Origin of the sequence: Anaerobacillus sp. MEB173, assembly GCF_052119505.1 — a bacterium.
GTDB lineage: Bacteria > Bacillota > Bacilli > Bacillales > JBJMAU01 > JBJMAU01.
Window position 1 is genome coordinate 1 of record NZ_JBJMAU010000023.1, and the last position, 21,535, is coordinate 21,535.

General features: G+C 36.7%; 24 protein-coding genes and 1 pseudogene. 11 read left to right on the top strand and 14 right to left on the bottom strand.

The window, feature by feature from the left end; translation table 11 throughout:
* Window positions 1-258: 258 nt before the first annotated feature.
* The gene (locus tag ACJ2A9_RS21560) at window positions 259-1,011 is read right to left on the bottom strand and encodes a DUF3891 family protein (RefSeq protein WP_441423768.1); all 753 of its coding nucleotides are present in this window, start codon (window positions 1,009-1,011) and stop codon (window positions 259-261) included.
* A 192-nt stretch (window positions 1,012-1,203) separates the two neighbouring features.
* On the opposite strand from ACJ2A9_RS21560, the gene ACJ2A9_RS21565 reads away from it, so the two are divergent.
* Window positions 1,204-1,656, top strand: a complete 453-nt coding sequence (locus tag ACJ2A9_RS21565; protein ID WP_441423769.1) for a BsuPI-related putative proteinase inhibitor — start codon at window positions 1,204-1,206, stop codon at window positions 1,654-1,656.
* Between the two features lie 100 nt (window positions 1,657-1,756).
* Here the strand turns inward: ACJ2A9_RS21565 and ACJ2A9_RS21570 are convergent, their stop codons facing one another.
* Window positions 1,757-3,031 carry an MFS transporter gene (locus tag ACJ2A9_RS21570; protein WP_441423770.1) on the bottom strand — a complete coding sequence of 425 codons (1,275 nt, stop codon included), beginning with the start codon at window positions 3,029-3,031 and terminating at the stop codon, window positions 1,757-1,759.
* Between the two features lie 294 nt (window positions 3,032-3,325).
* Between ACJ2A9_RS21570 and ACJ2A9_RS21575 the strand changes: the two genes are divergently transcribed.
* The 4 genes from ACJ2A9_RS21575 (at window position 3,326) to ACJ2A9_RS21590 (ending at window position 7,060) form a co-directional block, all read left to right on the top strand.
* Complete coding sequence (locus tag ACJ2A9_RS21575; protein WP_441423771.1) at window positions 3,326-4,324, top strand: ABC transporter ATP-binding protein; 999 nt, start codon at window positions 3,326-3,328, stop codon at window positions 4,322-4,324.
* Entirely contained in the window at window positions 4,321-5,112 is a 792-nt protein-coding gene (locus tag ACJ2A9_RS21580) for an ABC transporter permease (protein WP_441423772.1), read from the top strand. The genes ACJ2A9_RS21575 and ACJ2A9_RS21580 overlap by 4 nt, the downstream gene beginning before the upstream one ends.
* Before the next feature lie 3 nt (window positions 5,113-5,115).
* Window positions 5,116-5,901, top strand: a complete 786-nt coding sequence (locus tag ACJ2A9_RS21585; protein ID WP_441423773.1) for an ABC transporter permease — start codon at window positions 5,116-5,118, stop codon at window positions 5,899-5,901.
* A 382-nt stretch (window positions 5,902-6,283) separates the two neighbouring features.
* The gene (locus tag ACJ2A9_RS21590) at window positions 6,284-7,060 is read left to right on the top strand and encodes an SDR family NAD(P)-dependent oxidoreductase (RefSeq protein ID WP_441423774.1); all 777 of its coding nucleotides are present in this window, start codon (window positions 6,284-6,286) and stop codon (window positions 7,058-7,060) included.
* Window positions 7,061-7,182: 122 nt separating this feature from the next.
* On the opposite strand, the gene ACJ2A9_RS21595 is transcribed toward ACJ2A9_RS21590, so the two are convergent.
* From ACJ2A9_RS21595 to ACJ2A9_RS21610, 4 genes are all read right to left on the bottom strand, one after another.
* Complete coding sequence (locus ACJ2A9_RS21595) at window positions 7,183-8,925, bottom strand: adenine deaminase C-terminal domain-containing protein (RefSeq protein ID WP_441423775.1); 1,743 nt, start codon at window positions 8,923-8,925, stop codon at window positions 7,183-7,185.
* 387 nt (window positions 8,926-9,312) lie between these two features.
* On the bottom strand, window positions 9,313-9,789 hold the full coding sequence (yiaA, locus tag ACJ2A9_RS21600) for an inner membrane protein YiaA (protein WP_441423776.1): 477 nt from the start codon (window positions 9,787-9,789) through the stop codon (window positions 9,313-9,315).
* Between the two features lie 140 nt (window positions 9,790-9,929).
* Window positions 9,930-10,214: a hypothetical protein gene (locus tag ACJ2A9_RS21605; RefSeq protein WP_441423777.1), complete on the bottom strand. Its 285-nt coding sequence runs from the start codon at window positions 10,212-10,214 to the stop codon at window positions 9,930-9,932.
* Between the two features lie 49 nt (window positions 10,215-10,263).
* Window positions 10,264-10,428, bottom strand: coding sequence for a hypothetical protein (locus ACJ2A9_RS21610; protein WP_441423778.1), 165 nt, complete (start codon window positions 10,426-10,428; stop codon window positions 10,264-10,266).
* A gap of 189 nt (window positions 10,429-10,617) precedes the next feature.
* Between ACJ2A9_RS21610 and ACJ2A9_RS21615 the strand changes: the two genes are divergently transcribed.
* Both ACJ2A9_RS21615 and ACJ2A9_RS21620 read left to right on the top strand, forming a co-directional pair.
* The gene (locus ACJ2A9_RS21615; RefSeq protein WP_441423779.1) at window positions 10,618-11,463 is read left to right on the top strand and encodes a protein-glutamine gamma-glutamyltransferase; all 846 of its coding nucleotides are present in this window, start codon (window positions 10,618-10,620) and stop codon (window positions 11,461-11,463) included.
* A 120-nt stretch (window positions 11,464-11,583) separates the two neighbouring features.
* A complete protein-coding gene (locus tag ACJ2A9_RS21620; RefSeq protein ID WP_441423780.1) occupies window positions 11,584-11,772 on the top strand; it encodes a YjcZ family sporulation protein in 189 nt (62 codons plus the stop codon).
* Between the two features lie 124 nt (window positions 11,773-11,896).
* On the opposite strand, the gene ACJ2A9_RS21625 is transcribed toward ACJ2A9_RS21620, so the two are convergent.
* The gene (locus ACJ2A9_RS21625; RefSeq protein WP_441423781.1) at window positions 11,897-13,021 is read right to left on the bottom strand and encodes a cysteine desulfurase family protein; all 1,125 of its coding nucleotides are present in this window, start codon (window positions 13,019-13,021) and stop codon (window positions 11,897-11,899) included.
* A gap of 347 nt (window positions 13,022-13,368) precedes the next feature.
* Here ACJ2A9_RS21625 and ACJ2A9_RS21630 point away from each other — a divergent pair, with 347 nt between their 5' ends.
* The 3 genes from ACJ2A9_RS21630 (at window position 13,369) to guaC (ending at window position 15,243) form a co-directional block, all read left to right on the top strand.
* Complete coding sequence (locus tag ACJ2A9_RS21630) at window positions 13,369-13,851, top strand: DUF2975 domain-containing protein (protein ID WP_441423782.1); 483 nt, start codon at window positions 13,369-13,371, stop codon at window positions 13,849-13,851.
* Window positions 13,852-13,861: 10 nt separating this feature from the next.
* Window positions 13,862-14,083: a helix-turn-helix domain-containing protein gene (locus ACJ2A9_RS21635; protein WP_126431723.1), complete on the top strand. Its 222-nt coding sequence runs from the start codon at window positions 13,862-13,864 to the stop codon at window positions 14,081-14,083.
* A 176-nt stretch (window positions 14,084-14,259) separates the two neighbouring features.
* Entirely contained in the window at window positions 14,260-15,243 is a 984-nt protein-coding gene (gene guaC / locus ACJ2A9_RS21640; RefSeq protein ID WP_441423783.1) for a GMP reductase, read from the top strand.
* A gap of 175 nt (window positions 15,244-15,418) precedes the next feature.
* Here guaC and ACJ2A9_RS21645 read toward each other — a convergent pair whose 3' ends face one another.
* The 3 genes from ACJ2A9_RS21645 to ACJ2A9_RS21655 all read right to left on the bottom strand — a co-directional run bounded on the left by ACJ2A9_RS21645 (window position 15,419) and on the right by ACJ2A9_RS21655 (window position 17,806).
* Entirely contained in the window at window positions 15,419-15,592 is a 174-nt protein-coding gene (locus tag ACJ2A9_RS21645; protein WP_441423784.1) for a hypothetical protein, read from the bottom strand.
* A gap of 52 nt (window positions 15,593-15,644) precedes the next feature.
* The gene (locus ACJ2A9_RS21650) at window positions 15,645-16,727 is read right to left on the bottom strand and encodes an acyltransferase family protein (RefSeq protein ID WP_441423785.1); all 1,083 of its coding nucleotides are present in this window, start codon (window positions 16,725-16,727) and stop codon (window positions 15,645-15,647) included.
* Window positions 16,728-17,203: 476 nt separating this feature from the next.
* Complete coding sequence (locus tag ACJ2A9_RS21655) at window positions 17,204-17,806, bottom strand: YitT family protein (protein ID WP_441423786.1); 603 nt, start codon at window positions 17,804-17,806, stop codon at window positions 17,204-17,206.
* 192 nt (window positions 17,807-17,998) lie between these two features.
* On the opposite strand from ACJ2A9_RS21655, the gene ACJ2A9_RS21660 reads away from it, so the two are divergent.
* A complete protein-coding gene (locus tag ACJ2A9_RS21660; protein ID WP_441423787.1) occupies window positions 17,999-18,169 on the top strand; it encodes an imidazoleglycerol-phosphate dehydratase in 171 nt (56 codons plus the stop codon).
* 179 nt (window positions 18,170-18,348) lie between these two features.
* Here ACJ2A9_RS21660 and ACJ2A9_RS21665 read toward each other — a convergent pair whose 3' ends face one another.
* The 4 genes and pseudogenes from ACJ2A9_RS21665 to ACJ2A9_RS21680 form a co-directional block, all read right to left on the bottom strand.
* A complete protein-coding gene (locus tag ACJ2A9_RS21665) occupies window positions 18,349-19,950 on the bottom strand; it encodes an ABC transporter permease (protein ID WP_441423788.1) in 1,602 nt (533 codons plus the stop codon).
* On the bottom strand, window positions 19,950-20,858 hold the full coding sequence (locus tag ACJ2A9_RS21670; RefSeq protein WP_441423789.1) for an ABC transporter ATP-binding protein: 909 nt from the start codon (window positions 20,856-20,858) through the stop codon (window positions 19,950-19,952). The genes ACJ2A9_RS21665 and ACJ2A9_RS21670 overlap by 1 nt, the downstream gene beginning before the upstream one ends.
* Before the next feature lies 1 nt (window position 20,859).
* A complete protein-coding gene (locus ACJ2A9_RS21675; protein ID WP_441423790.1) occupies window positions 20,860-21,312 on the bottom strand; it encodes a TetR/AcrR family transcriptional regulator in 453 nt (150 codons plus the stop codon).
* Between the two features lie 6 nt (window positions 21,313-21,318).
* Window positions 21,319-21,489 (bottom strand): annotated as a pseudogene (locus ACJ2A9_RS21680) (TetR/AcrR family transcriptional regulator); the annotation flags it as partial.
* Window positions 21,490-21,535 lie beyond the last annotated feature (46 nt).

A 21,535-nucleotide genomic window follows, 5' to 3' on the forward strand; every position in this document is an offset into this window, starting at 1 on the left:
AACGTGTCGTTGTTAGCGACAAGATTTATTATATCACAACATTAAATTCTGCGCAACAACTTTTTTCGAAGGTTATTTCGTTAGAATCAAATGTATTTGCTCGCTCATCAGCGACAAGTAATACTTTATCACACAATAAAATTCTGCGCAAGGATTAATTTGAAAAGTTTTTTCTTCTATTAAACTCCCACTTGTACAGAGTTATAAATTTATCATAACCGAACTAATATAACAAGACTTTTGATACTAACTAGTTTGTTAGCACATGATAATATTAACTAAGTGCTCTTTCATCATTTCATTTTCATATGTCTTAACAAGTCCGTTTTTATTGATATCATCTTTCTTTATTTCTTTATATTTTATTTTTATTTCAAAGTTTTGTTCAAATGGAAAATTTGTGACTGTTAACTGGGATTTACTCACCCATTTAGCTACGATTTTGTTGCCATTAGTAAATGGGAGTAACTCAGACCGGTTCATTGCGGCTTTCGTCGGGACACCCGGTTCACTGTTACATAAATAAATTGATAAATGGTCACAAAATTGAAGGATATTCAGCTGGGTTTTTATGGATTCTTTCTTCTCATACGAATTTATTCCAGTTAGTTTTTTCAATTTCTGTTGTCTTTCTCTTTCATTTATCAAAAACCACTTTGCTTTCTCTGGATTTCGTCCAATCAGAGCGCAATAGTGCATACTGCAAAGTAATGCTGCATAAGGATTTTCATCTTCAATCGTGTCAATTCCGTGTTTATAATGTACAAGCCTAGGAACTAAAGGAAAATCAATAAAAGAATAGGGTGCATTGATTTCGTCATTCCAGAATGGTGAACTGTCTAAATCGATCCAGCATTTATCGTGTTGATAGACTCCATAAAGAAAATCTTCTCTTTTTGATAAATCACTAAGAAGTTCCTTTTTCCAATGTTCTGCTAACTGCCCTGATATTTCCGCATGATCATGTTGTGTAACCAATATAAAACTACTAAACGTTTCACGTACGATCATAATACCAACTCCTCTTGTTTCACTTTTCACAAAATTCCAAAATACGTTTCATTTCTATTATGTTTACTTTTCTTCTATTCTTGATAGTACTAATAGCACCTAGTACCCCTTTATTTCGTCCCTTTTTAACAACAACAATTCTTGCAACTTTTTTCCATTCAGCAACGTCTAATTTATAAAGGGGTGATCTATATGAAATTAATAATGAAACGGCATTTCTCTTTGTTGTTGATTTTCCTTATATCTGTCTTTACTATTATTAGTTGTTCTGTTAATCCTGAAATTGATCAATCAGAAAATACTGAGGGTGAAGTGATGAGTGTATTAAATGATCTTGGTGACGGAACATTCGAATACAAATTGACCAATCTGAATGAAAAAGAAATAACGTTTTATTTTACGAGTGGCCAACGTTTTGATTATTCTGTGAAAACAAAAGATGGTAAGGAACTCTTCCTCTTTTCCAGTGTGGCTTCCTTTATACAAGAAACAGGAAAAGAAACCTTAAAACAAGGGGAAGAATTAGCCTATACAATTGATTTAAAGGATTTGCACCTTGATAAAGGAGAATACATCCTCGAAGTCTGGCTAACTTCAACAGAAGAAGAAGATTGTCGCATAGCGATGGATTATAACGTCTACTAAATAAAAGTATTCTCAATAGACTGATATAGTAAATTGGCTATATCAGTTTTTTATCGTCAAAAAGACTGTTACTTATCAGACATCGCATAAAAACCCATTCCTATGTGGACGTTGAACTTTGACCCACCTGTTGATTAAACCTAGTATTAGAAAGCTTAAGTTGATCAGGAATAAGGTATGAAATAATTCCTGCGCTAATTAATATCAATGCCGATAAACCAAAAGAAAAGACATGGGTGCCAAATACCTCATAACCCCATCCTCCAAGAAACGATGAGATCGCTCCTCCAATTTGATGACCAAGATAAGCCCAGCCGTAAAGCACACCAAGAAGCTTTACACCAAACAGATCCCCTAAAATTGCCGAAGACATCGCAATACTTCCTGACCATACCAATCCACCTAAGGCAGCAACCAAAAAAAGTTGCCACGTACTCTGTGAAAATACTAACCCTAAAAACCCTAGACCACGGATAAAATAAATCCAAAATAATAGCTTCCTTTTAGCAAAACGATCAGCAATTGAAGCTAAAACAAGTGTACTAAATATAGCAACAATCCCAATCAATCCAACTCCAAATGAAGCAGTCGCAGCTGCAAAATGATGATCTACTAACATTGGAACTGCATGGGAACCTAGCAAATTCATACTGAACCCACAAGCAAATAATCCAGCTATAACCTGCCAATATGCTTTTGAACGAACGGCATCCCGCCAAGTAAGATTTTCTGTTACAACTAGAGTTGAGACCTTTGTTCCAGAAGAATCAACTTCTAAATCAGCCCCTTCTGGAACATCTTCTTTATAGATGAACATTGCAGCAGGAACAATGATCATGACGAAAATCAAGGCAAAAGTGAATAAAGTCCCTCGCCAACCAATTGTTTCAATCAAAAATGTAGCCAATGGATTAAAAATAGCAATACCGGCCATTGAACCTGTGGAAAGAGAAAACAATGCCCGCCCCCTTTGACGAACAAACCAGCGACTAATAATCGGTGTTACAGCAACCGGGCTTGTAAATGAAAGCCCAAATGATAATAGAACTCCATACATTAAGAAAAAGATCCAGACATTGTCTGTTAACACCGTTCCTACTATCGATAACTCTATAATGACAAGGCCGAGTAGAAGGACAAATTTTGTACTATATTTTCCACATAAATAACCCGCCAGAGGCATACCAACACCATACATGATCATACTGACAGCGATGATTGTTGAAATAAATGTTCGTGTCATTTGTAAATCTTCCATCATCGGTAACACAAATGGCCCTATCCCTAAGCGAAGCCCTACAGTTAACATCGTGATGACCATGCTTACAATAACGATATACCATCCGAAATAAATGCCCCGTCGCTTTTCCTCCATTATATTAACCTTCTTTCTGGATCACTCATTTATACTACGAATCCATCTATTTTTGACTACATTTGTATATCATTTAACAACTGTTTTTCATCTCCTTAATTTTTTAGTTCTATTCCAATGAACGATCCCCACTTTTCTTACATGCTTTTTACTTATTTTACAAACACTCTTTCACATATACAAGTCATCAAACTTGCCTGATATACTAACACACGTTAAAATTATAGTTTATATTAAACCTACAATCGCAGTATCTCTATCATTCTCAGTCATACTCAAGGAGATGATCTACACATGAACGTCATAGAAGTTCAAAATTTACGGAAAGAATTTAAATCATATTCAAGTCGGGCTGGATTAGCCGGGGCTTTTCGGGACTTATTTACACGAAATTATAAAGTGCTTGCGGCCGTTGATAATATTTCATTGAATGTGAAGCAAGGAGAGATGGTCGGCTATATTGGTGAAAATGGAGCGGGTAAGTCAACAACGATCAAAATGTTGACTGGAATCCTGACCCCGACATCAGGTTCGATTGTCGTAAATGGGATGAACCCTCATAAAGAACGCGAACAATTTGTGCGAACGATCGGTGTTGTTTTCGGGCAGCGATCACAGCTATGGTGGGATATCGCTGTTCAAGAATCGTTCAGGTTATTAAAAAAGGTATACCGTGTATCAGATGAAGATTATGAACGACATATGGGCCATGTCATTGAAACGCTAGAAATCGCCCCTTTATTAGATAAACCTGTTCGAAAGCTGTCGCTTGGGCAAAGAATGCGTTGTGAGTTAGCAGCTGCTCTTATTCATAATCCTCCACTCCTTTTTTTGGACGAGCCGACAATTGGTTTAGATGTATTAGTAAAGTTAAAAATTCGTAAGTTTTTAAAAGAAATCAATGAACAATACAAAACTACGATTCTACTAACAACACATGACTTAACTGATATCGAGGCATTATGTGAGCGTGTAGTCCTATTAGATGAAGGAAAAATCATTTATGACGGCAAGCTCAATCAGCTTCAAGGAAAGGCAGTGGAAGGAAAACAAGTCGAATTTGAATTTCTTCGAGTTGTTGGAAGTGAAGACCTCCCTTCGATCGCCAACGTAACTTGGGAACAGAAAGACGTTACGACATGGCTTGCCTATGTCAATGGTGACGAACAGCTTGTCTCGCAATTGATCAGTATTGTTGTCCAGAAGAACCCAATTAATAATGTAAAGATTAATGAAGTCTCAACAGAAGAAATTGTCCGAAAGATTTATGAAGAAGGAATGGCGATCTCATGAGCAAATATCTTGAAATGATCCGAATTCGTTTTTTAATGATGCTCGCCTATCGGACGAACTATTATAGCGGGATTTTAATTTACAGTATTAACATTGGGGCCTACTATTTTTTATGGTCAGCGATTTATGGCGGTAAAGAAGAAATCCAAGGGTTGTCGGTCCTGCAAATGACGACGTATATCGCCGTGGCCTGGATGGCACGAGCATTTTATTTTAACAATATCGATCGTGAAATTGCTGCTGAGATCAAGGACGGAAAAGTCGCGATTGAAATGATTCGTCCTTACAACTATTTAGGGATGAAAACGATGCAAGGATTAGGTGAAGGATTGTTCCGGTTATTGTTTTTCTCTGTCCCTGGCATGTTCATTGTTGCACTCATTTTTCCGATTAGCTTTTCAGCTAGTTTATCGACATGGCTGTTTTTCTTTATTTCGCTAGGGTTCAGTTTTATCATCAATACGCAAATTAACCTGCTTACGGGCATTATGACTTTCTTCCTTTTTAATAATACAGGGTTAATGCGAGCAAAACGTGTCATCATCGACTTGTTTTCTGGACTTCTCTTGCCGATCTCCTTTTACCCGCTTTGGGCTCAGTCAATCATGGCCTACCTGCCATTTCAGGCGATCAGCTATATTCCGAGCATGATTTTTACTGAAGGCTTTGTCGGCCAGGAGATTGCGAACGCCGTGATGCTGCAAGCGATGTGGGCAGTACTGCTACTAGTCCCGATCTCGCTATTATGGACACTTGCGAAAAAACAATTAATTGTACAAGGAGGCTAAACAATGTTTCATGTTTCAATGTTTTTTCAATATGCCTCTCAATATTTAAAAACAAGATTAACATACCGTGTGGATACCGTTGTCGAGATTCTATCTGATCTCTTATTTCAAGCTGTAAACTTAGTTTTCATCTTGGTCGTCTTTGGTCACACGTCATTCTTAAGCGGTTGGAGCCGTGATGAAATTATCTTTATTTATGGATTTTTCCTCGTTCCTTATGCGATCTTTTCATCCTTTTTTAACATCTGGGATTTTAATGAACGCTATATTGTCAAAGGTGAAATGGATCGTGTCTTAACCCGCCCTGTTCATAGCCTTTACCAAATTATTATGGAACGGATGGAGCTAGAGTCGTTATTCGGCGTCATCACGGGGTTAGTGATCATGGGGTATGCCGGGGCAAACCTCGGATTAACGTTTGCTTGGTACGATATTTTTATCTTTATTATAATGGTTGTTGGAGGGGCATTGATCTATGCCGGGATTTTTATTTCCCTTGCTGCGATCAGCTTTTGGTCAGATAGTCGAACAGATATTATGCCAATGATGTATAACATCGGCAATTACGGCCGCTATCCTGTAGATATTTACCATCGCGTCATTCGTTTTGTCTTAACATGGATTTTACCATTTGCCTTTGTCGGCGTGTATCCTGCAGCCTACTTTTTAAATCGAGAAGAATGGTATTTCTATGCATTTTTAACACCAGTGATGGGCATTATTTTTCTAACGATTGCAATTTCCCTCTGGAATGCCGGGGTAAAAAAGTACCGCGGTGCCGGTAACTGATTATTAATAGCGTCTCTTTTGTCCGCATAACAATGCGCCAATAGCATTATGCGGACACAGGGGACGCTATTTTTGTTAATATTACTATTTTCATAGCCTTCACGGACACCAGCGCTCTTATTTGCCATATTCAACCTCAATATTCCCGCTTTTCCCCTCAATAAGTGCTCACACGTCCGCTTACTCTCCAATTCATCTTCTTTTTTCATCAATGCGTCTCTCTTGTCCGCGTAGCCTCGCGCACATGCTCCATATAGACTTAAACATTGTAATTTCAATTGCAGTTCATTTCTTCTTTTTTTCATATAATAAAGTTATGTGTTTACATTATAATGTAAAAAGGTTCCCATCTTGATATAGACTTAAAGGAGATGCAACAGTTATGAATGGTAAAAATACAGTCTTAATTACGGGTGCAAGCAGTGGAATTGGCTATGAACTGGCAAAAATATATGCAGCTAATGGACAACATCTTATATTAGTGGCTAGAAATAAATCGAGATTAGAGGAAATTAAGGAGGAACTCCACACTCCTGAAAATAGCATAGATATTGTTGCGATTGATTTATCTGCTCCTCATTCACCGAAAGAACTGTATGAAGAAGTAAAACAAAGACAATTGTATGTTAATATTCTCATTAACAACGCTGGCTACGGCATGACAGGTAACTTCGTTGACATGGACATAACACAACAATTAAATATGATCCAATTAAATATTGTTTCATTAACACACCTGACTCACTTGTTCTTACAGGACATGGTAAAAAATAAGCATGGGAAAATATTGAATGTAGGTTCCGTAGCTTCATTTATATCTACACCATCAATGAGTGTTTATGCCGCTACAAAGGCCTTTGTTCTCTCTTTTTCCGAATCTTTAGGATCAGAGCTCCAAGGGAAAGGCAATTTCGTCGTCACCGCTCTTTGCCCAGGCCCGACAAAAACGAATTTTGCAAAAGTGGCAAATGTCGGGAAATTGGAAAAGTATTTTAATCAATACGGAACATCAGCTGCCCGCGTTGCTGAAGCAGGATACCGTGCTTTAGAAAATGGACAACCCGTTGTTATCCCTGGAAAACGCTTTTCCGCAGCAATCCGGCTCACTCGTTTTTTACCGAGAAGACTTCTGCAAAACTTACTGGCAAGAAACACATAATTGTTAAATTGGTCAGAATACAAATCAAATAAAACGAAACACTCTGTCATTTGGTTTAGTCATGACAGAGTGTTTTTTAAAGTATATCTCTATTCAATAAAAAAGCTCACCGGCTATCCTGTTCACCTTTTCGTCGGCTGTACTAAAACTTCACTATTTTTTACATCATATAAACCTATTTGTGTTAATCGAATAAATGGCAAATGAGTGGCAGAGAAAAATAATAATGTGAAGGCAGGATCATCATATTGAAATCCTCTTTCCTTTAGTAAAGCTATCATTTTTTTCTCATCGTTTATTAAAGTGCCCATATCTAGGTTAGACATCATTCCCCGTAATTGCAGAGGCATTTCGTGAATGATTTGATTTTCTTCCACCAAGACCATTCCGCCGCCGATTTCTTTCATACGTTCAAATGCCATTTGCATATCTGCTTTTCTCTTCCCAATGAGTAAAATATCTCCCGTACCGGAATAGGAACTCGCAAATCCTCCAAGTTGCTTAGCAAATCCTTTGACCAATGTATTGATTCGCCAAGATCCATCTCTGGCAATCCTCATCATGAAACATTCATCATGGTCTAATGATAATTCATCACAATTCACATCAAGATTGCTTTCATATGGTTTAGTAATGACATTATTTACTAAGTGAATACCAATTGAGTTTGAAAACTGAAATTCTTCCGCTTCTAAATTCCACTTTATAGATAGGGGAGGTAGTCCGTACTTGTCCCAATCGATCGACGTTGTATCATTCGTATCATTTCCATCTTTCTTTATCCACTTCCCTTTTGCGATGACACTAATCGGTGTCGGATTATCTTTGCTCTCTAATAGATTTATATTCGCGATTCTGCCAGTCGCAATGGACCCATGTAAATGTTCTAAATTATAATAGCGGGCAACATTATAACTTGCCATTTTATAAGCATCAATGAGTGGAATGCCATGATCAATCGCTTTTTTAATCAGTACATCATTTAATCCGTTTTCATAAAAGTAAGGATGAGATCCATCGGTGGTAAAGAAAAAACGATCAAATTTTTTCACACCTAACTCTAGTAATTCTTTTAAAAGAATATCTAAATCTGGACGTATAGATGAATGTCTAAGAGATACTGTATATCCTTGCATGAGGCGTGTAAGTGCTTCTTGGCCTGTCATTGCTTCATGATCGCAATCAGCGCCCAACAACATAAATTTTGCTAACGAAAGTTCGGAAGCTCCAGGAAAATGCCCTTCTATTTTCTTATGCAGCTTCTTTGTCTCTTGTACCCAGGAAAGCATTTGGTCGTCTCCATTTAATAACCTCGGCCACCCCGTCAGCTCTCCCCCTTGCAGCACATCTTCATGCTCGATCCAAGACATTACATCTTCATTATTAAAAATATCGTGATGATTCGGCAGCTCAGTTTGTGCATCAAAGCGACTCCACCAATACATACTTGATGGAATGTTTTTAAACTCTCTCAATAATTCAAAAGCAACATTCGTAGGAAGCTCAACGAAAAGTGCTATATTATCACTAATTAAAGTCGTTGTCCCGAATTGCCCGGCATATTTTGCAAACGTAACAGGATTGCAAAGCTGATAAGGATGACAGTGCGGCTCAATATATCCAGGTACTACATATTGCCCCTGACAATCAATAACTTCCGTTTCCTCTGCATCTTCCGGAAGATTTTCGCCAACATAAACAATTCGATCTTCATATATCCAAATATTTGCCACAACCCATTGATCCAAATACGTATTTAAATAGGTAGCGTTTTTCAGAATCAGATGCGGACTCCTTTCATTATCAATGACCGCTACATGGTTTCTTATTTGTTTATTGCTCCATCTATAATTTTGATCTCCCATCGTGTTCCCCCCAGATATGTAACTGAATTGAAGTATTGATACTACGAAAAACATGATTCAATATCTCTTACCGCAAAAATGCCACTAAAAACTATTATACATCCCGTTTTAATAGGATTTGATATTCTTTCTATAAAATTTTCTAAAATATTACAGTTACTAATCAGAATATTACAACATTTTTGACTATCAATCAACTATTCTGCATCTCTTTTACACAATAACAAAAGACTATATTCCTAGATCCGCAATGGAAAAAGTTCCTGCCTTATGACAGGAACGCACTCGAAATAGAAAAATCTATTAATCTTATTCTCTAAAACCGTTAAAAACAAGATCTTGACTGATACCCAATTAATTAATTCAATGACCCAGGTATTAAAGCCTTTATTTTAACTCTTTTTCTCTTGCTCTTTGTGTATCTCTAATATTTTTTTGAACCGTTATTGCTGCGAATAAACTAAGAACAAAGGCCATACCATAAAAACCTTTTTCACTTAATATGATACTTTCAGCATTATATAAACCAATTGCCATTAATGATATAGCTATAATTAGTGCAAACCAACTAACACCATAATAAATGCCAGTAACAGGGATACCTTCTTCTTTATCTCTTACTGCTTTCTGTAAAGAAATTGCTGAATATAATCCAAATACTAAAACGGCAAAATAATAACCTTTTTCATTCAGCTGCATTGTTGCATTAAACAATCCTATCAAATAGGCTGTAACACCTACTAATAACGCCGCCCAAGATGCTCCTTTAAATGCTGATGTCGGTTCACCTTCCTTTCTTTCCATTTGAGGTTCAGGTTTCTTAGGTTTGTCAATTTCCAATTCAACTTCATTACTTTTAGACATTAAATTTTCCTCCTTATTTTTTTCTATTTATTCTGTTATAGCTAGATCTTAACAGCCTTATTACATTTTATTCCTATTTTCCTTGTAATTAAAGTAAAAAAAGCTGTCGAGTTCATCCCGACAGCCTGACTTCTACATTATTATGAAACTACCTGATTATCAATCCAGTGGAAATCCGTGAATTGTGTGTTTTCTATAATTTCAATCGGAAACGCTATTTTAAAATAGGCTGTTATCATTGAACTTTCAAGTGTTTTAAGCAGTTGTGCCGATGAAATGTTATTTTTATTTAGAAACTCACGTACGTTATACGCCATCGTTGGGTTGGATTTATTCAATTTAACATGTTTATTTAGTCGTATCAGTTCAATAAATCTAGTAATTATTTCTTTCTCTACCACAGCATCTTTATTAACAAATTTCACTATCCATCAATCCTTTCCTAATATGGTTTGAAAATATAACCGCTATCTACTAAATCTCTTCCGTTTCATCCTTGTCACCTTTTCTAGTATCAAACGACTTATTCACGTGTTCATCGGATCCGTTTAGATTATGACACGTTTTCTGCTTGTCCAATTGATACTTAGCCCAGTAAAGTTCTTCTTCGGTATATAGGGATAATTCGATATTTGTCATAATCATCACTCCTTGTTTTGTTCATACTGTGATTATAAATTAAAGTTATAATTTTCAGATAAAACAGGTTAGTTTATATGACAAAGAAATATTCATAAACTTCTATTTTATAGAAAAACATTTTTAATACGAAACGTGAATACGATTGGTAGTAATACAGATGAAATGCAAGTTTAAATGGAGGATTGTATGATACAAATATCAGGGTTTCCGTTTCAACTAAATAACAACTGGCAACTTGGGGATATTGAAAAAACAATCATTAAACATATGCAAGACGCACCTGTTTCTTTTTCTTATTCTTCCCTCACTGAATTATCGTTTGAACTCAAAGTACGAAAAAACATCATAAACAGCGCAAAAGAAATGAAACAAAGTCAAGCTGCTTTTACGAGCTTTGAATATGCACGCTGTAATCCACAATACTGGCATTTAACACCGGCAGGAGGATTCCAATTAAAACCTGGTGTGAAACCTTCTGATGCGATTCAAGACATTTACCGAAACAGCTCATTATATGCATTTGAATGCGCAACCGCTTCTGTTATCGTCATTTACCATGCTGTTCTCAATAGTATTGGCACTCATTTATTTGATTCTCTGTTTCAAAATCTTTATTTATATAGTTGGCATACTGATTCTGACCTTGGTATTTTCACCTTTTATTCAAATCATTTTTTACCCGGCGATGTTGTTTACTTTAATAATCCCGACTATGATCCAAGAACGCCATGGTATAGAGGAATTAATGCCGTTCTTCTTAACGATGGCAGATTTTTTGGGCATGGATTTTCAATAAGAACTGCTGAACAAATGATTGAAATTCTAAACGAAAAGAGAATACCGGGCAGTCATCAATCTTCTTATTTCACAAACTTAGTAACAAGGCCTTCATTTAGCTATTTAGCCAGATTTGTAAGTCCAGAGCGAAGTCAACGCGGCTATAAATTGCAACATCCTATAAGGCACCATAACAAAAGTTCCATATCATATGTACAATATCTGCATTATCTAAATCAATTAATAAAGGTGTAAAAATGGAATAGATTCGCACAATCCCTGACATTAACCCAATTTTATTATAGACGGGCTCCAATTTGACCTCTGTGAGTATGATATGTAGTGTCAGATATACTAAATGAAAGGAAGATGGAAATGTATTCTAACGTAAATGCAGCTCCGACACTTGGCGCAAATGTTCCACCTATGCCTACCTATACAGCTCCTGCATATTCTTATGGCTGTCCTCCTACTAAACGTTACGATGATTTTATCTTAATTGTAGTGTTATTTATCTTATTAATCATTGTAGGGGTAAGTGCTTTTAATCATACAAAATGTTAACTTAATACCTCTTGCTAAAAAAGTTCCTGTAGAGTATTACTCATACAGGAACTTTTTGATGTTTTACGCTTACGATAATCCGCATCTTGACAGAAGCGGATTTAAACTCTGATTGATTATTGAGTTATTTTTTCATAACTTTTTCTAATAATTGTATGGCTTTCACAATTTCTTCTTTTGTCGTATATTTACCTAAACTAAACCGAATCGTTCCTTTTCCGATATGTTCGCTAATCCCCATAGCCTTTAATACAGCTGAAAGTTCAACGGTTCCTGAATGACATGCCGATCCCGTCGACGCTGCGATCTGGGGAACTTGCGCTAGTATATCTGCTCCCACTCGACCAACAAAGCTGACATTTAATGTATTCGGTAATATATCTTCTAATTTACCGTTCAAAACAACATCATCTCCGAACAAATTTTTAAGTTCTTCCCAAAAATAGTTTCTAAGTTTCTGAATACTGTCTATCTGCACCATATTTTTGTTTGCTAATTCACTGGCTTTACCTAGTGCAACAATCAGAGGGGTATTTTCAGTTCCAGCTCGCCTTCCTGCCTCATGACCGGCTCCATGTATGAATGATGCGATTGGGGTACCCCTCTTAATATAAAGTGCTCCAATGCCTTTTGGGGCATAAAATTTGTGTCCGGCTATTGAAAGTAAGTCAACCCCAAGCTCACTAACCTTTACTGGAACTTTACCGATTGATTGTGCTGCATCACTATGAAAAATAATGTTATGTTTCTTTGCTATGTTTGCAATTTCACAAATCGGCTGAATGGTTCCAATCTCATTATTTGCATGCATGATCGATATAAGAATGGTATTTTCTTTAATCTCATCTTCTATTTGCTCAATATTCACTACCCCATATTGATCAACATCAATGTAACTAACTTCTGCACCAATTGACTCTAAAAATTTGCAAGGATTTATAATCGCAGGATGTTCAATTTTCGTCGTGATGATATGGTTTCCTTTTGCTTTTAGTGCGGTAAACACACCCTTTAAGGCATGATTATTTGACTCACTGCCTCCACTTGTAAAAACAACTTCATCCGGCTCACAGCCGATTAAGCCAGCCACATTGCTTCTCGCATTTGTAATCGCTTCACGTACATCTGTACTTGCCCAATGACTTGAAGAAGGGTTCCCAAATCCTTTTGAAAAATAAGGCATCATGACTTCAATAACGACTGAATCAATCGGTGTGCTTGCATTGTAATCTAAATAAATATTATCCAACGGTACCGCTCCAATCCCATTATAAGCATTAGTTGTATTGATAATTTATCCCTTTCCTATGGGGTTACTTAAGTTGTTTTAATTATCATACTAAAGGCAAAGAAATTTTAACAGTAGAAGAAGCATTAATTCTATCTAAAGGATGAAGAACTCTTAATTAATCTGATATTAAATTGAATAAGTAAAGTTATAAAGCATTTCTTTTTAATGAGGAATTCTTTTTATATTCGCCTATGATTTTTACTTGAATAACAACATAAATATTATTAAATTAGATAAAAATTTATTGTAAAACGATAAATAACATGGTAAATTCAAATTGACAATAAATAAGTGAGGTGCTTTTTATGAAACGAGGATCAACACTCTTTTTAAAGATCGCTGTTATTCTCATTGGACTCCCAGTTCTTGCTTTATGTATATTTGGCTTACCTTGGATTGCTAAGGATGCAGCAGAAGGCAGTGTAAAGATGGCTTATGTGCTGTATGGAATTTTAATCATTATGTATGTATCAGCGCTACCGTTTTACGGTGCATTATATCAAGCGTTTAAACTTTTAAGTTATATTGACAAGAACAAAGCTTTCTCGGAATTATCTGTTAAAGCTTTAAAGAATATAAAAAACTGTGCAACCACAATTAGTATTTTGTATGTTGTTGGTCTGCCACTCTTCTATATTGTAGGTGAGGTAGACGATGCCCCAGGTGTTATATTGATCGGAATGATCTTTATCTTTGCTCCTATGGTCATTGCTGTCTTTGCTGCCGTTCTCCAAAGACTTTTACAAGAGGCTATTAATATAAAATCGGAAAATGACTTAACGGTCTGAGGTGAATAACATGGCAATAATAATCAATATTGATGTGATGCTGGCAAAAAGGAAAATGAGCGTGACAGAACTTTCGGAAAGGGTTGGAATCACAATGGCTAACCTATCTATTTTGAAAAATGGCAAGGCAAAGGCCATTCGATTATCAACTTTAGAGGCGATTTGTAAGGCTTTAGAATGTCAACCTGGTGATATTTTAGAATACCGTAGTGATGAAGACATCCAAGATTAATAATACAGTATTTGGAGCTAAAATATAAAAGCACTAAAACAACTCGTTCGTTTAGGTTAGGAATGCATAACGTTTAATTGATCAGGCCAACCTAACTCCATATGAAATTATAGCCTACTTATTTACAAAATTTCATTGACAGCAAATGGCGTTTAGTAAAATTTAGGAGTGACATCATGGATAACGTTTTTGATTATGAAGATATTCAGTTAATCCCAGCAAAAAGTGTCGTAAATAGCCGAACTGAATGCGATACATCAGTAACCTTTGGAAATCGTACTTTTAAATTACCGGTTGTACCCGCAAATATGCAAACGATTATTGATGAGAAGATTGCTGTTTATCTGGCCGAAAACGGTTATTTTTATATCATGCATCGGTTCCAGCCTGAGAAACGGATCTCTTTTATTGAGGATATGATTTCACGTGGCTTATACTCATCGATTAGTGTCGGTGTCAAAGATGATGAATATGAATTTGTCCAACAATTAGCTGACAAACAGCTTATACCAGAATTCATTACGATTGATATTGCCCATGGTCATTCCAATGCCGTTATCAAAATGATTCATCACATTAAGCAACTCCTGCCTGATAGTTTTGTTATTGCAGGGAATGTCGGTACACCTGAGGCAGTACGAGAATTAGAAAATGCCGGGGCAGACGCGACAAAAGTAGGAATTGGACCTGGGAAGGTTTGTATTACGAAAATAAAAACTGGCTTCGGTACAGGCGGATGGCAGTTAGCGGCACTTCGCTGGTGCGCAAAAGCAGCAAGCAAGCCCGTCATTGCTGATGGCGGAATTCGAACACATGGTGATATCGCGAAATCGGTTCGATTTGGTGCATGCATGGTGATGATTGGATCATTATTTGCAGGCCACGAAGAATCTCCGGGAGATACAATTGAGATTGAAGGTAAGCTTTGTAAGGAATACTTTGGCTCAGCTTCAGAATTTCAAAAAGGTGAAAAGAAAAATGTAGAAGGTAAAAAGATGTATGTTGAGCATAAAGGTTCATTACAGGATACATTAAAGGAAATGGAAGAAGATCTTCAGTCTTCAATTTCGTATGCAGGTGGAAACAAACTCGATGCCATCCGTCATGTCGATTATGTCGTTGTGAAAAATTCCATCTTTAACGGCGATAAGATTTATTAAAACAACAATCGTAAACAAAGAATGGGCATCTCAAAAACCTCTTTAATGAACTGCACCCCAATTGTTGGACACCATCTAACAATTGGAGGTGCAGTTTTTCTATTCTATTAAGCTCCAACAAAAAAAGTCCCCTGCCTCTGTACAGGAAGACTTCATTGTTGCATTCAAAATTAAATCAGCGCATCCCTTGCCATTCACCTTGGTTTTTGGATGATTTTTGCTTTTTCACTTTTTCTTTGTGTGCTCGATTTGCCGCAGCACTGCCAAGTTCTTTCGAGAACTCTGAATCAGTTTTACCTGATCGTTTATTCTTTTGCTCTGCATCTGTTTTCCCATTGCGTTTTGCCATATGATCACCCCTTTTTTATTATGAGGAGAGAAAAGGGAATTATACATCGCACTTAAGCAGCTTTTGCTTTTTCGCTTCCTCTGAACACTTTCTTTCGCGTCCTAATTTTCCCAATGATAAATGCACCGAATGGCAACTTAGATAGAAGGGTTATAATGACGATTGGAACAACAACGCCAGCCGTATACTGAACAATCATATATGAAAATTCTGCTGACTCTGGTATATGAACCATTCGGCTTACTACATTTTGAATAAACGGATGCAGTAAGTAAATCCCGTACGAATAGCCGCTAAATGAAATAACCCAGCCAGGAATTCGTTTTACTTTTGAAACGAAAAAGAAAAAAAGCAGGAATAACATTATCGTATAAGGAACCATATCAAAACGAGCAGATGTCACTCGCATGAGCATTCCCGAATGGTAAATGTATTGAACAAGCCCAAGCGAGACTACAGAACCGAAGCCAATGAGCTTCCAATTTCTATTCAACATTTCAATCAAACGATCATAATTTCTACCACAATAATAGGCGACAACATAATAAAATAACCATCCTATAAAGACGATTCTTGAAAAGAAAAGCGTCAGATAACTCGAATGATTGACATAGTCAATAAAGTAAAAATAGAAACTGCCCCAGTACCCGACGCTAATCAAAAACGTCACAAATAGGACATGCGAAGCTTTAAACCTGTGCATATATTTGACAAATAGGAAATGTAACATATAAAACTGAAAAATAATTAAAACAAAATATCCGTGCCACTGACCGATGAAGTTATAACCGAGTTCTTTAGTAAAATCAATGAAAGTCCAGTTATATCTGTAGTATTTATCACTCGCATAAAATGTTGCCATAACTAAATATGGGATCAAAATGTACTTTACTCTTTTTAACAGGAAGCCTTTCGGAATGTTTTCTTTGTATGCATGTGTCATCACGATCGTTGAAATTAACACAAACATCGGTGTTCCGTATAGTAATATCATTTGAAGTGTCCGATAGACAACGCGTAAATCACCAGATAGAGAAAAGTCAGCGATAACCTTACTCACCGCATGAGTTAAGACAACACTTAAACAAGCAATGACACGGAGCCAATACACTTCTTTCATTTCTTTTGTACTCACATCATCACCGCCCCTTCCCCAATCAAAAAAGTAAACACACTTTACCTATTCTCTTCGATATCGTTCACTTTCTCAATTAAAAAAGCCATCCTTTTTTGGATATTTCTTCTATGATTTTAAGTAATATGTCCTACACGATATTCATCTCACTTGAATACTATAGGATGATTTTATATGAAAGGAGCTTTGTGATGTACCATTATTACTTACCTGGTTGGGATCCTTTCAGAATGCAGCGTGAAAAGTTATATTGTTGCATATACTGGGACGGTCGTGGCTATTGGAAAAGATGCGAAAAAGGAGGCTGCCAGCAGTACGGGATAAACAGCAGTATCCTATGGCAATCATACGAAGTTTCAAACTGCAGCGAGTGCAAAAGAACCCGCTATCGCTATTTCGGGTACTAAAAGAATAGACACGACAAGCGAAAAAAACTTGTCGTGTCAAAATTATTTTTTATCACAAATACCCCAAAATTATCCTGCTTTTTCTAATTTTCTCTCTGCAATTGCATTTTTCTCTCTGATGATCTTTTTAAAATAACTAATGACAGCAGAACAAACAAAGATACTTAATAATGTATAAAACCCATTTTTCATCCCTAAAAAATAAAACGTAATGAGCGACACCGTACTATCAAAAAAGAAAATGACTTTTCCTGGGTCCATTTTGTATTTTTGCTGTAGGAATACCGCCAATATTGTTGCTCCACCCATTGAAGAACGACTTAGAAAAATCACAACAGCCCCCACTCCAACGAGACATCCTCCAAACACAGCTCCTGCAAAAGGGTGGATGTCAAACTCAGGTAAAGTGACAGCGAGAAACGTAAATAATGATAAAAATCCGACTGAGAACGTTGATGTTAACGTATATTGCAACCCCAATTTCCAATAGGATAAGAGAAAAAAAGGGAAGTTCACTAAAATAAACATGAAAAAGAATGGAAGTCCCGATACATGGACTATTGTCAACGCAAGCCCCGCTGCTCCTGATGTTGCTATATGGGCACTTTTAGTCAGCCAAATCCCCATTGCTAAAATAAAGCACCCGAATCCGTTTAGCATATATGTTTTCATTTTATCCCTCATTTTTTTCCAAAACTAATTTGTACCCTTTCATTATAGCATTATGTACATAATGATACAGTGAAATATGTGATCGGTATAGTATTCTACAATATTTTCTAGTTCGCTCTTGAGGGGTTTTGTGTAATGAAACAAGTAAAGCTTGGAATGATATGAATGTGTGGTAAAAAGGAGGTGTAGGTCATGACAAAGCGTAACAATCGAGGCAGTAAAAATCAAAGCTCACCAAAAAATGGCGGAAAGCTGAACACCGAGTTTGGTCAAGAAGTAGCACCTGGTGATAACAGCAGAGGTAAACATTATAACTCCAAACGTGGCAGTAAGTCTCAATTGAAACATCCTAATAATCATTAATGTAAAGGATGTCTCATAAGGTCCAGCTCTCCTCGAAAATCACAAAATATAGTGACTTTATCACAGTATTTTGTGCTCGAGGTGACTGTTCCTTTGCTATGAGACATCCTCTTTCTGTCCGTTCCTATTTCCAAATGAAACTTTAGTGGATCTGGGTAAATAAATGGTATTTCCGCAGTTTAGCTTTCAATATCCCGATGATTATAGCCGACAAATCCGATCACAAACAATACAAATGCAACCATACATAATAACATTAGTGTCATAATAGAGAATTCCTCAATTGGTGCCTGTGGCACATGACCAAATGGCGACATTTTACCGACCCATTCAGAAAATTGAAATAAACCACCTAAATACAAAACGATAAACGAATAAAATACATAGAACCAAATGAAATTTGTGAACTTTGGCAGAACACCAATAAGAAAAACGGCTATACTAATCATGACAAGCATGGCTGGATAATAGGAAAGTGCTGCGCCAAAAATCATTGCAAAGGAGAGGCCACCTTCCATAACAGCAGTTCCTGCAGACCAAAGTCCAAGAGCAGCTAGTGAAATCATCACAAAACCATTAATTATCGCGATACATAAGTAACTGCCTAATAGCTTTTTTCTCGAAACAGCTCTACCCAAAAGGTGAACAATTCGTTCTTTCTTCTCCTCACCACGTAGCTTATTCATTGCCATCACAGGCGGGATAGTCGCCAATAAAGAAATGACGATCATTAACATCGGAATAAATTGCTCTGTTAATGTAACCCCCTCTGCAGGCTGCAGAAGTTGCATCATCATTTCGTTATCAGCAAAAAATGCTTCAAGATCACCCAAAACAGAACCATAAGAAGCCCCTAACACAAACATACCAATCGCCCAAGCAATCAACCCGGTTCTTTGCAGTCTTAATGCCAGACCTATTGGACTTTGCAGGAAACTTGAAGCATATTTTCGCCCTGGCTTTGAAGGTAAAAACCCTCTATCTAAATCACGAATAGCGTTCAAATAATTCGCTGTAAGAAAAAGAAGTAACGATGCTCCAAACATTAACCCGATTGGCCACCAATTGTTTGCTGAGTAAACTTCTGCTTTCGTTACCCACCCTAATGGGGAAATCCATGATAATGATTCGTTACTTACATCAGTAATGGCTCGAACAAGATAGGCTATTAATAGTACGGCAATCGAATAACCAATCGTTCCCCGTGAACTTTCTGACAGCTGAGCAAAAATTGCAGTCACTCCTGCAAAAAATAAGCCAGTAACTCCTAATGCCACACCATAAAGTAATGATCCTTCTAAATCCATACTTTCAATTCCAAGTGCATAGAGGCCTAGACCATTAATTAATGTTAAAGCAACACAAGTCCCTGTAATCACCACAAGAGTTGCATTTAAATATGAAAGGCGACCAGTCGGTAAAGAACGGATCATTTCCAAGCGTCCATCCTCCTCATCACCTCTCGTATGACGGGCAACTAGCAAAATACTCATTAATCCTACTACAGCAGCTGTCATTAGTAACATTTGATGAGCTGTCATTGCACCTATCGTATAATTCGCTAAATCACCAGGGCCAACCATTGCTGTCATTGCAGGATTCACCATTGTTTGTGCCATAACATCTCTTTCCTGCTGAGAACCATATAAACCCATAAACGAAAGAGGAACAATAAGTGTAAAAAAGGTGAGCCCGATTATCCATAACAGAATTCGAATCCGATCAAGCCGGAAAATAAATGCAGCAAGAGGAGCAGTTTTGTCGAGTAGATTACTATGCATTATTTTACACCTCCCACTCCTGTTCCCTCCGTTCCTTCGTAATGGCGCATAAATAAGTCCTCTAAAGTTGGCGGTGCACTTTCCAGCTTCACAATTCCAAATTGACTAATATGTCTGATAACTAAATCTATCTGCTCAGTATCAACTTGAAAAGAAACTCCTTGCTCTTTGTGATCTATTTCATGAATACCCGTAAGCTCATCCAGTCCTGTTATTGGTTGCTTTGTTTGGACAAGCATATGTGCACGTGTTAAGTGACGAAGCTCGTTTAGCGAACCTGTTTCAATGATTTTTCCTTGACGTATAATGCAAACACGATCACAAAGCTTTTCTACCTCGGATAAAATATGGCTAGAAAGCAGCACACTTTTACCTTGCCTTTTTATATCCAGCACGCATTCCTGAAAAATATTTTCCATCAATGGATCAAGACCAGAGGTTGGTTCATCTAGAATATAGAAATCCGCATCCGAACAAAAGGCAGCAATTAGAGCCACTTTTTGCCTGTTTCCTTTCGAATACGTCCGGCATTTTTTTGTAGGATCTAAATTAAATCGTTTTATAAACTCGTCTCTTCTTGCTTTATTCACTGTTCCATTTAATTTGGCAAAAAGATCTATAACTTCACCACCGGTTAAGTTCGGCCATAGATTAACATCACCTGGTACATAGGCAATCCGTTTATGAATCTCTACAGCATCATCCCAGGCGTCCTTGTTAAAAATTTTCACTTCTCCTTTTGATGCCTTGAGAATACCGAGCAAGACACGGATGGTTGTAGACTTACCTGCACCATTTGGACCAATAAATCCAAATACTTCTCCGCTTTTCACCTCAAAACTGATACGATCTAACGCCGTAAACGTTCCAAATTCTTTTGTTAAATTGGTCACTTTTAATAAACTCATATTATTCACCCTCTTTTTTATAAAAACAACTCTTCAGAAGCTCTGAATAGCTGTTCCATTCGTTGAGTATATCCATATGAATTTCACTAAAAGAATTTAATTTCTTTACTTCTCTTTCTCCAAATCCAATCATTGTCCAATTAAGAATATCTATTGCTTTTTGGATATCAACATCTTCCCGGAATTTTGACCAATCTATGTTTTCATAAATTCTTTCTAAGCCGCTTTCAAGACTTGCATTCGTTTTTTGATTAATGTCTTCAATCACTACAGGTGATTTTTCCTCTCTAATAGCCTTAAGAAAATCAAATATTTGGGGATATTTTTTTTGGAACTTAAACTTTATTATTCCTATCTTTCTCAGTCTTTCAAATATGTCACTTTCACTAAAATCAGTTTCCTCAAAGACTTTTTCAATGATCTCAATCGCATGTTCAAGTAAGAAATTATACAAATCCTTCTTATTATTAAAATAGTTGAAAAGTGACCCTTTCGATATTTTTGCTTCTTTTACAATTTCATTGGTTGATGCTTTTTCAAAACCACTTTGAACAAATTCTTTAATACAAGCATTGATAATTCGTTCTTGTTTCTCTAGCTCCAGACTGTAAAAACTTGAATTGATTATAATTAGCTCCTTTCTTCAGAGAAATTGACCACTCCGGTCATGTTCAATA